15 protein-coding genes are annotated in these 14702 nt (G+C 53.6%); 10 read left to right on the top strand and 5 right to left on the bottom strand.

The features are described 5' to 3' along the window. On the bottom strand, positions 1 to 387 hold a 387-nt coding region (locus QEH53_RS20355; protein ID WP_309025062.1), incomplete at its 3' end, for a GTP-binding protein. A gap of 234 nt (positions 388 to 621) precedes the next feature. Beyond that, a complete protein-coding gene (locus QEH53_RS20350; RefSeq protein WP_309025061.1) occupies positions 622 to 1719 on the bottom strand; it encodes a hypothetical protein in 1098 nt (365 codons plus the stop codon). Positions 1720 to 2003: 284 nt separating this feature from the next. Here QEH53_RS20350 and QEH53_RS20345 point away from each other — a divergent pair, with 284 nt between their 5' ends. From QEH53_RS20345 to QEH53_RS20330, 4 genes are all read left to right on the top strand, one after another. After that, positions 2004 to 4157, top strand: a complete 2154-nt coding sequence (locus tag QEH53_RS20345) for a VCBS repeat-containing protein (protein ID WP_309025060.1) — start codon at positions 2004 to 2006, stop codon at positions 4155 to 4157. Continuing rightward, the gene (locus tag QEH53_RS20340) at positions 4154 to 5128 is read left to right on the top strand and encodes a trypsin-like peptidase domain-containing protein (RefSeq protein ID WP_309025059.1); all 975 of its coding nucleotides are present in this window, start codon (positions 4154 to 4156) and stop codon (positions 5126 to 5128) included. The genes QEH53_RS20345 and QEH53_RS20340 overlap by 4 nt, the downstream gene beginning before the upstream one ends. Further along, positions 5112 to 6917 carry a hypothetical protein gene (locus QEH53_RS20335; RefSeq protein ID WP_309025058.1) on the top strand — a complete coding sequence of 602 codons (1806 nt, stop codon included), beginning with the start codon at positions 5112 to 5114 and terminating at the stop codon, positions 6915 to 6917. The genes QEH53_RS20340 and QEH53_RS20335 overlap by 17 nt, the downstream gene beginning before the upstream one ends. A gap of 140 nt (positions 6918 to 7057) precedes the next feature. Further along, positions 7058 to 8368, top strand: a complete 1311-nt coding sequence (locus QEH53_RS20330) for a hypothetical protein (protein ID WP_309025057.1) — start codon at positions 7058 to 7060, stop codon at positions 8366 to 8368. On the opposite strand, the gene aroQ is transcribed toward QEH53_RS20330, so the two are convergent. Beyond that, the gene (gene aroQ, locus QEH53_RS20325; RefSeq protein WP_309025056.1) at positions 8329 to 8757 is read right to left on the bottom strand and encodes a type II 3-dehydroquinate dehydratase; all 429 of its coding nucleotides are present in this window, start codon (positions 8755 to 8757) and stop codon (positions 8329 to 8331) included. The two genes, QEH53_RS20330 and aroQ, sit on opposite strands and share 40 nt — an antisense overlap. Positions 8758 to 8829: 72 nt before the next feature. Beyond that, positions 8830 to 9585 carry a Nif3-like dinuclear metal center hexameric protein gene (locus QEH53_RS20320; RefSeq protein WP_309025055.1) on the bottom strand — a complete coding sequence of 252 codons (756 nt, stop codon included), beginning with the start codon at positions 9583 to 9585 and terminating at the stop codon, positions 8830 to 8832. 152 nt (positions 9586 to 9737) lie between these two features. On the opposite strand from QEH53_RS20320, the gene QEH53_RS20315 reads away from it, so the two are divergent. The 5 genes from QEH53_RS20315 to QEH53_RS20295 all read left to right on the top strand — a co-directional run bounded on the left by QEH53_RS20315 (position 9738) and on the right by QEH53_RS20295 (position 12520). Beyond that, the gene (locus QEH53_RS20315; RefSeq protein WP_309025054.1) at positions 9738 to 10301 is read left to right on the top strand and encodes a YqgE/AlgH family protein; all 564 of its coding nucleotides are present in this window, start codon (positions 9738 to 9740) and stop codon (positions 10299 to 10301) included. A gap of 96 nt (positions 10302 to 10397) precedes the next feature. Continuing rightward, on the top strand, positions 10398 to 10523 hold the full coding sequence (gene ykgO, locus QEH53_RS20310) for a type B 50S ribosomal protein L36 (RefSeq protein WP_083794514.1): 126 nt from the start codon (positions 10398 to 10400) through the stop codon (positions 10521 to 10523). A 27-nt stretch (positions 10524 to 10550) separates the two neighbouring features. After that, positions 10551 to 10802, top strand: coding sequence for a type B 50S ribosomal protein L31 (locus tag QEH53_RS20305; RefSeq protein ID WP_191616669.1), 252 nt, complete (start codon positions 10551 to 10553; stop codon positions 10800 to 10802). A gap of 176 nt (positions 10803 to 10978) precedes the next feature. Continuing rightward, positions 10979 to 11620 carry an HAD-IB family phosphatase gene (locus tag QEH53_RS20300; RefSeq protein ID WP_309025053.1) on the top strand — a complete coding sequence of 214 codons (642 nt, stop codon included), beginning with the start codon at positions 10979 to 10981 and terminating at the stop codon, positions 11618 to 11620. 3 nt (positions 11621 to 11623) lie between these two features. Beyond that, a complete protein-coding gene (locus QEH53_RS20295; protein WP_309025052.1) occupies positions 11624 to 12520 on the top strand; it encodes a 1,4-dihydroxy-2-naphthoate polyprenyltransferase in 897 nt (298 codons plus the stop codon). On the opposite strand, the gene QEH53_RS20290 is transcribed toward QEH53_RS20295, so the two are convergent. After that, positions 12503 to 13441 (bottom strand): sugar phosphate isomerase/epimerase family protein, encoded by a 939-nt coding sequence (locus QEH53_RS20290; RefSeq protein WP_309025051.1) that lies wholly within the window; start codon positions 13439 to 13441, stop codon positions 12503 to 12505. The genes QEH53_RS20295 and QEH53_RS20290 overlap by 18 nt on opposite strands. A gap of 169 nt (positions 13442 to 13610) precedes the next feature. Between QEH53_RS20290 and QEH53_RS20285 the strand changes: the two genes are divergently transcribed. Next, positions 13611 to 14684, top strand: coding sequence for a Gfo/Idh/MocA family oxidoreductase (locus tag QEH53_RS20285; protein WP_309025050.1), 1074 nt, complete (start codon positions 13611 to 13613; stop codon positions 14682 to 14684). Positions 14685 to 14702 lie beyond the last annotated feature (18 nt).

Here is a 14702-nt window from a genome sequence, read left to right as displayed (position 1 = left end):
GTTGGCGTAACGCCAGTTCGTTTCGGACTGTGGCTCAACGCCGCCAGATCCACAGAAAACGCCGATACCGCCGTCGAGGACCTTGAGGGAACGGTAGACTTCGATGGTGAAGTCAACGTGTCCCGGGGTGTCGATGATGTTGAAGCGGTGTGGCTCGTATTGCTGGGTGCTTCCTGGCCAGAAACATGTGGTGGCAGCGGACTGGATGGTAATACCGCGCTCGGCTTCCTGCTCCATGAAGTCCATGGTCGATTCACCTTCGTGAACTTCGCCCAACTTGTGGATCTTGCCAGTGAGCTTTAGAATACGCTCAGTTGTGGTGGTCTTACCCGCGTCAACGTGGGCGAAGATACCGATGTTTCTGTACTTGGATAGGTCTGTTGCCATGGTCTTATTCCTTAAAATTTGGCGGCGGAAGCGCTCGCGGAAAGAAAGGCGGGTAAGGATTCTTTGTCCAGTGGCAATGCTATAATATTATAAGGGGGAAAAAGACGGTGTCGCTTGGGGGATTTTAACAGGATGTCTTTGGCTCGATGATGGCCTCTAAAAAGTGAGGCCAAACGTCTGTCGAAGAACGCTTGGCCCGTGTGGCTAGGCGAGCTGCCTCGCTTGGGGGTGCGACTACCAGTCACGCATGTTCGATGGGTCGCGTAGGGCGACGGGATCGACGGAGGAATTTACCCTCATGTAGGTGATGATTTCGGAAACCCAGCGGCTGACTGTGGGTACATAGTAGGATACCTTGGGTGAGACGTCGATGACGCCGCTGTCTTTGCCTCCGCCGAATACGGTGAGGTCGCGCCCTACACCTCGAACTTCAATGGTCTCATAGTAGGAGCCGGTTTGGTTGAGCTTTGAAATTAGCGTCTTCTCGCTGAAGGTGTAGCCTGTAGAGTCTGGGTTGCGAATCAGCATAATTGGCGTATTGATGCGGCTGAATACGGTTTCGTAGACGAACTCGCGGGTGGGGTCGGTCCGCTCCCATATTTCCTGAGAAGTAAGCTTTTCCGATCTTCCGATAACGTTTTCGTGCGTCTTGTCGGAGAACAGCAGGTAGCCCGGCTCCTCAAGTATGAAGCCGGAGAAATTGTAGCGCGATGTCAGGTAGACCGAGAGATTGGCGTACTCGCGGGTGGAGAATAGGAACACGTTGTTGCCGTCGACAGATTTGAGGTCTCGCACGCGGTCGAAAATGCCAATCCAATCGGGAGTCCGCGCAGAACGGAGGGTGTCGAGGTCATCCGCCACTATGTATGCCACTGCGAAACCGTTGCCGAGCATGTTGCTGCCGAAAGGCGAACGGAGAAGATAGGACGCCTCCATGAAATCTCGCTGTTGTTTCTTAGTCGATCCGAAGCTACGGAGGGCAGTCGCGTTTGAGAGAACGTTTGTTTCCACGTCCAAAACGAATACGGCTGGGACGTTTTTAGCTTTCTTGGGAACTCCGTAGACCAAACGGACCTTTTTGCCTGAGTCCAACTGCAGGGACCTGCTGCGAATAGTGACGTCTTCCCGCATGATGCGGCGACGGAAGGGAGCTCCTTTCTCGGATCGGGTCAGCACATCGCCAACCTGGTACTGTGGACGGGCGGCTTCTGTCTCGACCGCCGCCTCGTACTCTGACCATTCCCCGTCCTCTTGAGCGAAGATCTCCCTCGAGGCTGCCAGACTGATTACAAGACTAAGAAGAGTACGGAAGCGGAAGAGTGTGCTAGTCATGGTATGAAGTTTCCTTTCAGTGAATATTACGGCTGCGTGCCGCACCTGATTGTAGCATTTTACTCCCCAAAGCGCAGGGTTACGGCTGATTTTACAGATTATTTTATAACAGCCTGCATCAGAACGCTAATTTCCTTAAATTGATTCACTCTCGGGAACGTACTCGTAGCGTTCGTGGTCCTGTTCAGCCACTAATTTGGTCTCGTATTTGAATGTTGCATTAGGCAGCGCCCATGGGATCTTACGCATAACTGCGATTTCGTCTTGTGAGAAATTTTCGTTTTATGAAGCCCCTTTTGATTTTGGTTGCTGTCGCGTCTGCCTTCCTGGCGTCCGCAAGCGACTTCCCCGGTTGGCAAGGTTTGCGCGTTATCAAATCAGATAACGGCGCCTACAAAATGCTACCCATTCGCGAAAGTAAGGATGGAGCCTATTCACTCCTCGTCGTAGAGACCCGACAGTCGCGTCTGGATTTCTACCGCTACGTCGGAAGAGGAGAGACGCTCGACCTTTCAAATGTGGAGAATCCGAACTACCTGCCCATGGCGGAGGATTTCGAGAAGGTGGAGGTGCCGCTCTCGCGTCTGCCTCAAGTTGCCTCGGTGTATGATGTAGATGCCGATGGCGTGGACGAGATCTTCCTAGTGCAGACCGATCCGCGAAAGCTGATCGTGCTAAAGAAAAAAGGATCTGGAGAGTGGGAACCGATCAAAGAGTGGGAGATCGCCGACTCGGAACTGAGCACCCATCAGCCGGTCATTGTTCGTCCTCTCAAGAAGGGCCCGCAAATCCTGATCAGCATGAGCGACGGCATTCAGATGATCGATTACAACACGCCCGAAGAAGTCGAGTGGATGCAACCGCGTGAGCGAGACATCGAACGCAACCGCTGGTGGTTTCTCGATCTCGATGGGGATGACGACCTCGATGTTATCGAGGCGCGGAACACCGTGACTGCTCCCATCCGTTGGTACGAAGCAGAAGGGGAGCGTTTTCGCCCTGCCGTCAGCATCTCCGAAGAAATCACCAATACCAATGTAGCTCGAACGCTAATGACCAGCTCTGGACCGAAAATAGCGTTTTTAGGTGCGAACCAAGCTAACACCATAAGCTTTTACGAACTTGGCCTTGGCGACGAATCTCAATTCGGGAAACGTAACCTCTTGCCTCTTAGCCAACCGGACTCCGGAGGTTGGGCCGCGATTGACCTTGAGGGAAGGGAAAGTATCGTCGAGCTCGGCCGCACCAAGCCGATCCTGAATGTTTATTACGAAAGAGATGGTTTCTGGAGCTTCAGTAAATCGTACCCAGTTTTGCAGGACATCAAGAAAGTCAAGTCCGTGGGCGACAAGGCCAAGACGTTGCTCTTCGAAGTCGAGGACGAGGGCCAGATTTATCAAAGCCGATGGGACGGGGCTCGTTTCACCTTTCCTAAGCGGTTGGGCGATAGTGGAGTGGAAGTGGGAGACTGGAAGCTCCTTTCCTTTGACCAGTTCGGACCCGATACTTGGTGGGTGACTCAGAGAGGAAAGTCGCTCGTGCTTTCGATTTGGAACAACAAGGAAAAGGAGCCCCGCGAATTGGAATTCGCTGGCCTAGAAGGGGACTACGAAAACGCGGTGTGGCTCGGCGAGGAGAGATTGCTCGTGAAGAAGAAATTTTCCAAGACCACCTCCTTCTGTACTTTGGGCGAAGACGGGCAAGCGATGCTGGTAACCTCGCGTTTCAAAGGGTCGGAAATCGGGAGAATTCGACTGCATGACGAAACTCTCTACCTAGCCGAGGGGGGAGTGGTGCAGAAGCTCGACGAGAACCTGGAAGTCATCGACCAAATCATGTTGGACGGGGACTACTCCATTCGGTCATTTGCACCTGTATCCAAACGCGAAGCGTATGCCCTCGAGACAGATGGAGAGCATATCCATCACCTGAAAATGGATAAGTCGGGTATTTTTCAGACTGAAGACCGGGAGATGGTACCTTACTCTACGAGCATTTCCATGGACCCAGTGCTGGGTCTGACCCTAATCAGCGCCAATGCGATAAATGTCCCAAGTCCCGGAAAGTCACGCCAATTGGTCCTCAGTTCTGCGGTCGATCCCAACGAACAGGCGGGTCGCGATTACGAGAAGAAGACGCTGGGTACGCTCTTCGAGGTGGACATCGATGGCGACGGGATCGACGAAATTGCGACCGTAGACTATGGTCAGCGGGATATTATCGTGTATGGAGAAAGTGGAGACGGCTACGAAGAAGTGATTTCTTGGAAGGTCTACGATGACGGAAAGTATCCATACGGGCAAGACGGTGGGAATCGCAACAGCGTGAATCCGTATCGTATGATCGCCGCCGATTTGGACGGAGATTCGATTCAGGACTTAGTTTTAGCGAGCCACGACCGAATACTAATTTACCTAGCAAGGGATTCCAAACTATGATCAAGCGACTCGCCGTAGCTGCGGCACTTCTTTTATCAACTTACCTTTCCGCTGTCGGATTTGATCGTCTCACATTTCAAAATGGGACTGAAATCGTGGCAGAGGTGCTCAAGCAAGACGACAATTTCGTGGTGCTCGACCTTGGCTTCGAGGTCCTGAAAATACCAGCTGACCAAGTCCTCACCATCGAGAAGGCGGATGAAGAGACTGCCGAATCTACCGATGTGGGCAACGGTCTCTACACGATGGGCCGGCTTAAGGCTGCTCCGGTAAACGAGTTGGTGAAGCGTTTTGGCGACTCGGTTGTCATGGTGAAGACGCCGAGCGGTCTCGGCAGCGGATTCTTCATCAGCGCGTCCGGCTATCTAATAACCAACTACCATGTAGTGGAGCGTGAAACCGCTATCACGGTCAGTATATTTAACAAAACCGATGCGGGCTACGAACGTAAAGAACTCAAGAAGGTTCGAATCGTTGCTCTTCACCCCGTGCGGGACTTAGCCCTGCTGCAAATTGACGAGGAAGAAGCAGCTGGTGTCGCTATCGAGCCTGTCATCCTCGCGGAAGGCGATGGAGTGGACGTAGGTTCGCTTGTCTTCGCGATCGGAAATCCGCTTGGACTGGAGCGTTCCGTGAGCCAAGGCATCGTTTCCTCGCGCACTCGCTCGATCGGTTATTTGCGATTCATTCAAACCGATGCGGCCATTAATCCAGGAAACTCTGGCGGACCTCTTTTTAATTCCCGAGGCGAGGTTATTGGCGTCGCATGCGCGGGTCACGCAATGTTTGCGGGTCTTGCGTTTGGCATACCGGTGCAGGAACTCGTCAGTTTCTTGGAAAACAAGGAGACCTATCTCTACGATTCGTCCTTTCCCCAGAATGGGGTTAAATACCTCGCTCCTCCCTATCGTAACTCTCAAGTAGACGAATCTGAACTAATTCAATCCAACTCTAGTGAAAAAACAAACTAAGCTCCTAAGCGGCCTCGTTTCATTGACGGCGGTTACGGCACTCAGCGCTGCCGACCTCAACACCCCTTTCGAATCCCTTCCGGCCGAAACGCTCGCTGCCTTCCGCTTCGATAACTCTCCCGAGACTCTAGACCTGTATGTGGAGAACACTCGCCTCGGTCAGTTGCTGTTTTCGGAAGAGAAGATTTCCGAATACAAAGCGTTCATCGGCGACCTGATCGAATCGGAGGACCAAGAGGGGAATTTCATTACCAAACTCGGTGAAGTCGGCTTAGAGCTCGATGATCTTTACGAAATGGTCGGCAGTCACTTTGGAGCTGCTGTTGTCAACCAGGAAGTGCCGGACCGCTTGCCCATGCCGACATTCCTCGTTTGGGCGGAAATGGGTGACGGCGTGGCCGCCCGCGCGTTCAACGCGGTTTTGGAGGGATCCACCGAAAACGAGGAAATCGAGCGCACGGACCTCGAATTGCCAGGCGGTCCAGGTGCCCGAATTAAGAACCTGACAGATGGCTCCTCGTTCTTGGTGGCCCAGTTGGATAATCGTTTTTTCTTCGCAATAGGGAATGTCATGGAGCCGATCACTTCCATGGATGAAGCCAAGGTTTTCGAAGAGGCCGAACTCGAGGCGCTCGGGCGGTTCCTAGCTGCCCAGCAAGAAGGGGGAGGGGATTTTCTCTCATCATTCTATGCAGACTCAGGAGTAAGCGAAGTTCGTCCCAGCTTCACAGCACGCCTCGAGTTGCTGGGAGACGTGCGGTCGCTCTTTGATTTCATTCCTCCGCAAAACCGCCAGATATTCCAAACCCTTGAGTTCGACAAGTTCACCAAGGTAGGTGTCTGGAGCGGATTCGTAGATATGCAGGAGCGCTCGACGGTTTTCTTGGGAGCGCCAGCTCCGCGCTCAGGTTTCGCCACCTTGCTAGAAAACGAGTTTTTCGAATTTCAGCCGCCAGCTTGGGTTCCGAGCAATGTGAACGCCTACACCGTAGCGTCCTTCGACATGAACAAGCTGTACGCCTTCGCCCTAGATGTGGCGAAGAAGTTTATGCCTCCGGAGCAAGTTGAGCAGCAAGTCGCTATGGCGAATGGCCAGCTACAGATGATGCTTCAGGCAGATGTGCCGACTCTGATGTCCGCATTTGGCAAGCGTATTCACATTTTGGAGTATCCGATCGAAATGGTTACAGTCGATAATCCAGATGGTCTGAGCATCGAGCTTCCGCGTACTTCGCAGGCAATGGTCATGGACTTCACTCGTCCCGACATCCTGCAGGCTGGTATGGCGATGATAGCCGGCATGGCGCAGAATCCAAACGCAGGAATCGAGCTCGTCGATGAGCAAGGTTTTGCGGGGGTACGGGTCGACGACCCGAATCAAGGAGTGGTCACGATAGCCCATGGCTTGGGAAAACTCGTTTTCGCAGTCGGCTCGGAGGAGACATCCAGCCGCATATTTTCGACTTTAACAAATCTTCCTTCGGGCGAGAACGCATTAGCGAACAATAGTGAATTCCGCTCCTTCGTTGCTGATGCGAACATCAAGCCGGGTGTTCTTTTCAGCTACTCGCGCGGCGAGGAAATCCTCAAGAACCTGGTTCCAGTATTCAAGTCACTTGCAGGTTCCATGCGACTCACCGCGGGCGAAAAGGCTTCGGATTTCGTGGAGCGTGCGATTGAACTTTTCCCAAGCGAGGACGAGCTCGATGGCCTACTGGGAGTAACTTTTAGCCGCATGTATCACAACGACAGCGGTATAATTCTCGAAGGGTCGAACCAGTACAAGTAGCAGCTTTATCCTCGGCCCTTACTTACGCCGTTTCTCTTTTCAGGGAGCGGCGTTTTTTGTGATTGCGGTGAAGCTCAAATCGGCGATGAGAATCGCGGAACTTGAACGGCATTCAGAATATCTTAATTTCGAACTCCCAAATGCTGCCCACTCGTATTTTTGCCACTCTTGTCTGCTTGCTCATTTTGGGTGTGAGATCTTTGGTGTGTGCTGAAGAACCTGCTGAAGGTCCCCCTTTTCTCTTTACCCGAGACGTCGCCCCAAGCCTGAAGCTGCGCACTGAAGTGTACACGGTTTCCCCTATCGTAGAAGTGCGTGAGTTTTCATTCACGTTTCGTGTCAATTCGATCTACGGCGAATATCAGGTACGTGGAGTGCAGCATCTAGATAGTCTATTGCACGAACTTGAGGTGATCCAGAAACTCGCTGAAGTCAGTCAGAGCGAAGCCTTCGCTAGCTCGCTCTCGAACAGCCTGACTTCACCTGTGGCCACGACCGTAGGCGTTGCGAAACGTCCGGTTGCATCCGTAACGGGACTGCCCGGCGGCATAGTACGCTACTTGGGAGGAAAGCTCTATCAAGTACGGAGAGGCTCGGACAAGGCTCTCGAAACCTATCGAGACTACCGCAACAAGGACGAGAGCTCGACAGTCGAGGAAGCTTCAAAAGAGAAGAAGAAGTTAGCCGGTTCCGCCGGAAAACTCAGCCGCAAGCACTTGGGGCATGATTCAGCCAAACGACGTTGGGCCCGGCAGCTAGACGTAGACCCTTATTCCAAGAACGAGGTTCTTCAAGAGTCGTTGGGACGCATCGCATGGGCCTCCACGCTCGGAGGCTTTGCCGGAGATTTTGCGGTGCCATCCAGCGAGGTATTTTCCTATGCTGGCAAGGCGAGGGAACTGGTCTGGGACAGGCCGGCCCACCAACTAGAGAGAGAGATCGTGGATACCTTGAAGGATATCGGTCTTGAGAAGGGCTTGATCAAAGCGTTTCGCGATACGCCGATTTTTTCGCTTACCGAAAAGATGGAGCTTTGCCTTGGCTTTAAAAGCCTTCGGGAATCGGAAGATATCGATTTCTTGGTGGACTTCGCTCTTCGTGCCGAGAACGACGAAGACGCGGAGCTCATGATTCGCACATTGAGCGTGCTCGTTTCCTATAGTGAGCGGGTTGCTCGAATTGCGTCTATTGGCGAGCGCCGCGGCATGCTGTACGCGTGCTCAGATCGTGGATACGATATCTACCCGTTGGCTGTAGATTACCTGCACTGGACGCCGTTGGTTTACGAGGCTCTCTTGTCGGATGAGCTTAAGGCGGAGAAGCGGGAAATCTGGGTGTCAGGACAGGTTTCACCCATCGCGAAATTGCAGCTTCGTGAGCATGGCTGGCTCGTCTTCGAGCAAGTCGATCGCTACGCCAAACCGAGTAAGGCTGCCACGGCGAATCGGTAGCCGTCGGTGCCCAATCCTGTGATCACGCCGCGCGATACTTCTGCGGTGTAGGAATGGTGGCGGAAGGTTTCGCGGCTGTGGATGTTGCTGATGTGAATTTCCACCACCGGAATACCCGCTCCGCTTATCGCATCGCGAAGGGCCACGCTGGTGTGGGAGTAGGCGGCAGGGTTGAAGACGATCCCGGTGATGTCAGATTCTGCGAGTTCGCTGAACTTGTCGACAAGGGCTCCCTCGTGGTTGGATTGGAAGAATTCGAACTCGGTATCCGGAAAGGCGCTACGCAATTCAGCAGCGATATCCTCGAGCGTCTTCGAACCATAAATTTCCGGCTCGCGTTTGCCGAGTCGGTTGAGGTTGGGTCCGTTGAGTACTGCGATCTTCTTCATGGAGAACGGTTTTGCTAGAGTTCGACCTATTTGTACATGCCGAAATTCAGGGTAGTGCAGAGCTGCAACCCGTTAGAGAGGGCAATCCGTTTTAATGAATTCCCACTTGAGTCCAAACTTCTTAGCTGCTTCAGCGGCTAGGGCCGAGATGCCGAAGGTCTCTGTAGCGTAGTGGCCGCAGGCATACACGTTGAGGCCTTCCTCCTGTGCGTAGTTGAAGTGGTGTTGGCGAAGCTCTCCGGTGATGAAGGTGTCGGCTCCGGTTGCCTTTACATGTTCGATGGCACTAGCTCCGCTGCCAGACAGTACGCAGATCTTCTTGGGTGTACGAGATCCGAACTCCATGGCTGAGAACCTCTGTCCGAAGAGGCCTTTCAGGGCTGCCCTCAAGTCGGCTCGGCTGCTGGTCCAGCTTCCGATGAAGCCGATATCGGTTCCTTCGTACGGGAGGAAGCTCCCGGCGGGAGAGATGCCTAGCTTGTTGGCGAGGATAGCGTTGTTGCCGATTTCCGTGTGGGCATCGAGGGGCAAGTGGCAAGAGTAGACGGCAAGGTTTCCGTCGACCAAGGCACGGATCTTTTCGTACTCGGAATCGACCACCCGCTTCGCTCCGCTCCAGAACATGCCATGGTGAACAATGAGAAAATCGATCTTGGCGTCTACCGCTCGCTGGAAAGGGATTAGCCCTGCGTCGACTGCGGCCCCCACTTTTGTGACAACTCCGTCGTTGGCGAATTGGAGGCCGTTGAGAGCTCCGCTAAAATCTTTGACTTGGTGGGTGAGGGCGCGTTGGTCGCAGAAAGAGACGATATCCGAGAGTTGGATCATGAGGCTTCTATATATAGTAGAGGTTGCGTGTGGGGAGAGTCGAGGGAAGCGATTGAGGAGAAGGAGGGCAAGGTCTGCTTGTGCGGAACCCCACTTTTTGGTCGCCATCGCAACCTGCTCGCTTGAGATTCGAGAGGTCAGGACGACGGCTCATGTACGACGAAACTCAGGACGATTCACAACAGCTTACCGGCTCGCTACTGTTGGCGCACCCGCACCTCAAGGACCCGAATTTCGCAAGTTCTGTGGTGCTGATGACGCGACATGAAGACACCGGCTCGCTGGGCGTGGTTCTCAACCACAGCACTGGGGAGCGTCTCGGTCAGCTGAGTTCGGAGTTCTACGAGTGCGGTCTCGGGCACGTGCCTGTTTACGTGGGGGGGCCAGTGAACCCGAACCAGATAATTCTAGCGGCTTGGAAGCTAGTGCCCGAGAAGGGCCAGTTTCAGCTCTTTTTCGGTATGGAGCCAGTGGTTGCCCAGTCGAAGATGCAGGAAGATCCGGATTTGGTTTTTCGTGCCTTCAAGGGCTACTCCGGCTGGAGTGAGGGACAGCTGCTCGACGAACTCGAATCAAATGCATGGGTCGTGGTGGACGTAGATGCAGAGTCTATTTCAAGTAAGGACGGTCCAGATCTTTGGCGGCACCTTATGATGGAGGTGAATCCGGAATTAGGGCTTATGTCTATGGTTCCGGATGATCCGGATAGTAATTAGCGTAGGGGAGGGATTTGAGGCCGTTGAAAAGAGCCGCCACATTTAGCGATTCCTCTATTGACAGGGGGGATTCGACTCGTTCTCTTTACGCCCCTTATGAAAGTAGTGTCATCACTCAAGTCCGCTAAGACTCGTCACCCCGACTGCCAAGTTGTACGTCGCAAGGGAAGATTGTACGTGATCTGCAAGACCAACCCGCGTTTCAAGGCCCGTCAGGGTTAATTTCGCTCTAAACCGCTCATTTTCGCCGTGAAAAAAGGTATTCATCCAGACTACAACCCAACTGTCTTCGTCGACGTATCGACGGGTAAGAAGTTCGTAACGAACTCCACAATCCCTGCCAAGGGTCATCAGACTGAGACCGTCGACGGCGTCGAGTGCGTAAAAGTATTCCGCGACATCACCATGGACTCCCACCCAGTCTACACCGGCGAAAAGCGTTTCGTCGACACCGCTGGTCGCGTGGAGAAGTTCCAGAACAAGTTTCGCCGCCGCCGCTAGTCATCGGACAGCGCATCCAATTTGCAAAACCCTCGAGCTTGAGCTCGGGGGTTTTTTCGTGCGAATCCGAAACAAGAACCTTGTAGGAGCGAGCTTGCTCGCGAATCTATTGCTGGCTTCTGCGAGCAAGTGAGGGATGTCGCTCTGCTCCGGACCGCTCCTACCTTCCTTTTCCTATGCCAAAGAAACTCATCTTCATAGACTGCGACAGCACGCTTAGCTCGATCGAAGGGATCGATGAACTAGCTCGCCTACGGGGCGATGAAACGTTTCGCGAGTGCGAGAACATGACCAACAAGGCCATGGACGGGCATATCGCCATCGAAGACGTTTACGGAGCGCGGCTCGACCTGATTAAGCCGACCGCTGACGAGTGCGAAAAAATTGGGCAGCTTTATATCGATACCGTCGAAACCACGGCTTTGGAGAGCTTGGCAGCGCTGCGTGAAGCGGGCTGGGAGCCTATCATCGTGAGTGGCGGCCTGACCCAGGCGATCGTTCCTTTCGCAAAGCACCTCGGTATCGAAAGAGTTCGAGCGGTGGACTTGATCTTCGATTTGGACGGAAGCTATGCCGGTTTTGACGGAAACTGTCCGACGTCCCGCATGGGCGGGAAGATGAAAGTCATTGATGCAGACAAAGCCGCGCTCGGCGCCGAAAAAACGGTTATGGTCGGCGATGGCTCCAGCGATCTGGAAACGCAGCCCTTTGTCGACTTGTTTATCGGATACGGTGGCTACCTCGAGCGTTCCAAGGTCAAGTCAGAGGCCAAGCAATTCGTCTACAAGCTCAGCGAGATTCCAGCTTTGCTTCCATAGGCCATGTTTCGGGACTGGATAGAAGCTGCTCGGCCCAAGACCTTACCTGCTGCGGTGGTTCCCATTCTCGTAGGTACGGCTGAGGCGAAGCGAATGGGATTCTTTGATTGGTGGCCGGTTTTGATCTGTCTCGTCTTTGCTTTGCTGGTGCAGATCGCTACCAACATGGCAAACGACTACTACGATCACGTGCGGGGCGCGGACACGCAGGAGCGAGTGGGGCCTGAGCGGCTAGTGGCCAGCGGTCGTATTGAGCCGATCAAGATGCTTCGGGCGTCCTTGGTCGTTTTCCTTCTGGCGTTCTTGATCGGCCTGAACCTGGTCGCCTACCGCGATTGGTCTCTCTTGGTAGTGGGCGTGGTTTCGATCATCTTTGGCTATGGCTACACGGGTGGTCCCTTCCCGTTGGCGTATCGAGGGCTTGGAGACGTTTTCGTAATCTTCTTTTTCGGCTTGGTTGCCACGATGGGCACGGTCTACGTGATCGTCGGGACGCTGACAGTCGAGTCGGCTTACTTGGGTATAATGCTCGGCTTGTTGGCGAACAATATCCTCGTCGTGAACAACTACCGGGATCGAGATACGGATCTCAAGGCGGGAAAGCTGACTTTGATCGCTCGCTGGGGAAGGAATTTTGGTCTCGCGCAGTATCGCCTTCAGCTGATGGTAGCTTTCCTCTCCTTGGGGCTCTATGTCGCTGCGACAGAGAATGCGTGGCACTCACTACCGTTTCTCGCGTTTCCAGTGGGTCTGAAGCTTGCCAGTGTACTTGAGAAAACAGAGGGCCCTGCTTTGAATGGAGTGTTGGCCAAGACAGCGGCCTTCCTGCTTTTGGTGGGCGTGCTCTTAGGCGGTGCCGTTTTTGTATCAGTTGCTGTAAGCTCAAGCTTCCGTCCATAGGCGCTTGAAGGTGGCGATATCCCTGCGCATCGCCTCGAAAACGAACTCCGGAGATTTACTTATTTCTCGGAGCCCGCTTTCGGCTCCACCTAGCTCGTATTCGAAGTGGAAGGAAATCGGAGCGTCGATCTTGGCATCCTTGAGGCGTCTGAAGTAGTTCGGAAAGTCGACCATGCCTTCGCCAAGAGGTGTGTTCACCAAACGGGTACGGCCGTCTTCGAGGACCCATTTGAAATCCTTGATTACGATGGTCTTGATTCGGTCGTTGAGGAGGCGAAGTCCGTTTGGCCAAGATCGACCGCCCTCCACGGTGGCGTGGCGAATGTCATATTGCGCTCCGAATTGCTCAGGTGATGCGTCTTGAAGGATTTGCCAAACTTCCCATGGCGAAGCGCCGACCAGCGTGCCAGCGTGGTTTTGATAGCAACCGACGATTCCGAGCTTTTGATTAAGGCTGTCCAGCTTCTGGATGCGTTCTCGGCAAAGCTGGAGCGAGTCCGGCATCGATATGTCTTCTTCGTACCGGAGCCAATTCATCCGGTAGAAATCTATGCCGACCTGAGACGCTGTTATGAGCACGGCTTGATCGAGAGGGTCATCGGCATCCTCGACCGTTGTAGTCATCATGGGCGTTTCTAGGCCCTGTTCACGGCAAGCATCCACTACCTTAGGAAGATCTTGTTCGACGCGCTCTGGCAGCACGTGTCCGCCTGGGCGAACCGTGAGGTCTATGCCGTCGAAGCCAATTGATTTAGCCGTTTCGGCCAGCTCTTGATAGCCTAGGAACTGTAGATGCTTGGAGAAGAGGTTGAGTTTAGGAGTGCTGCGAGTGTTTTGGGCGAAAGTGAGTTTGGACAGAGTCGTAGCTGTCGCGAACAGGGCGCTCGTCTTAAGGAAGTCTCGGCGATTTGGGCTAGGCATAGAACGTGAAGATTGTGGGTTGGGCACCATTTGGCGATTGCTTGTGAGAAGAAATCCAAATCGTGTTAGGGGTTAGCGAACGATAGGGTTGCCAAGAGTAGCTTCTACGTGTGAACAATGTGAAAGAGGATGCACTTAAGACCTACCTTTTCAGTAAAAGAATATACCCATGAGTAGAGACGGAATGAATTATGCCCCTGAATTCAAGGGGAACGAGAAAGTTGTAGAAACTGGCGAATTCGTATTCGCCGCCGCGTTTTTTGATCATGGGCATATCTATGGCCAAATCGAAGGCCTCGCCAGTGTAGGCGGGACGTTAGGCTACATTTACGAACCGCAGGCGGAACGCTACGAGAGCGTGCTAAAAGCTCACCCAGAGGCTAAGGTGGTTAGCGATTTTAGGGAAATCTTGGACGCTCCGGAGGTGAAGCTCGTCACGGCAGCCGCCATTCCAAACCTACGTTGCGAAATTGGTATCCAAGTCATGGATGCAGGGAAGGACTATTTTACTGACAAGTGTCCTGTCACCAGCCTCGAGCAATTGGATCTCGCAAAGGCTAAGACCGATGAGACTGGAAAGCGCTACATGGTTTGCTACAGCGAGCGTCTCTCAAGCGAGTCGGGTTGGTACGCAGGCGAGCTGATAAAAGGGGGAGCGATCGGTCGTGTGCTGCAAGTGCTAAACCTTGCCCCTCATAATCTAGCGGCCCACACGCGCCCAGACTGGTTTTTCGATAAGCAGCGTTATGGCGGGATTCTCACCGACATTGGTTCCCACCAATGTGAGCAGTTTCTCGAATACACGGGCGCGACAGACGGCGTCGTCAACTTTGCCCGTGTAGACAATTTGGGAAATCCCAACCATCCTGGTCTGGAAGACTTCGGTGAAGCGAGCCTTACGCTAGACACAGGGGCCAGCGCTTATTGCCGTCTCGATTGGTTCAATCCGGCCGGTTCCAAAATTTGGGGCGACGGCCGCACTTTTGTTTTGGGTACGGACGGTTATCTGGAGATTCGCAAGTACCGCGATATTGTGAAGGGCGGCGGCGATCACATCTACCTAGTGGATCAGGAATCCGAAAAGATGATCGATTGCGCCGGCAAAGTTGGCTACCCGTTCTACGGGAAATTCGTGCTCGACTGCCTAAACCGTACGGAGCACGCGATGACTCAGGCCCATGCCTTTAAGGCTGCTGAGCTTTCCTTGAAAGCTCAGCAACTTGCTGATAAAGCACGCTCCTAGTAGGTCCAGACGCACTTC

Source organism: Pelagicoccus sp. SDUM812002, assembly GCF_031127835.1.
Lineage (GTDB): Bacteria > Verrucomicrobiota > Verrucomicrobiia > Opitutales > Opitutaceae > Pelagicoccus.
The sequence above is the reverse complement of the archived record's forward strand: the minus strand, read 5'-3'. Positions and strand labels throughout refer to the sequence as shown.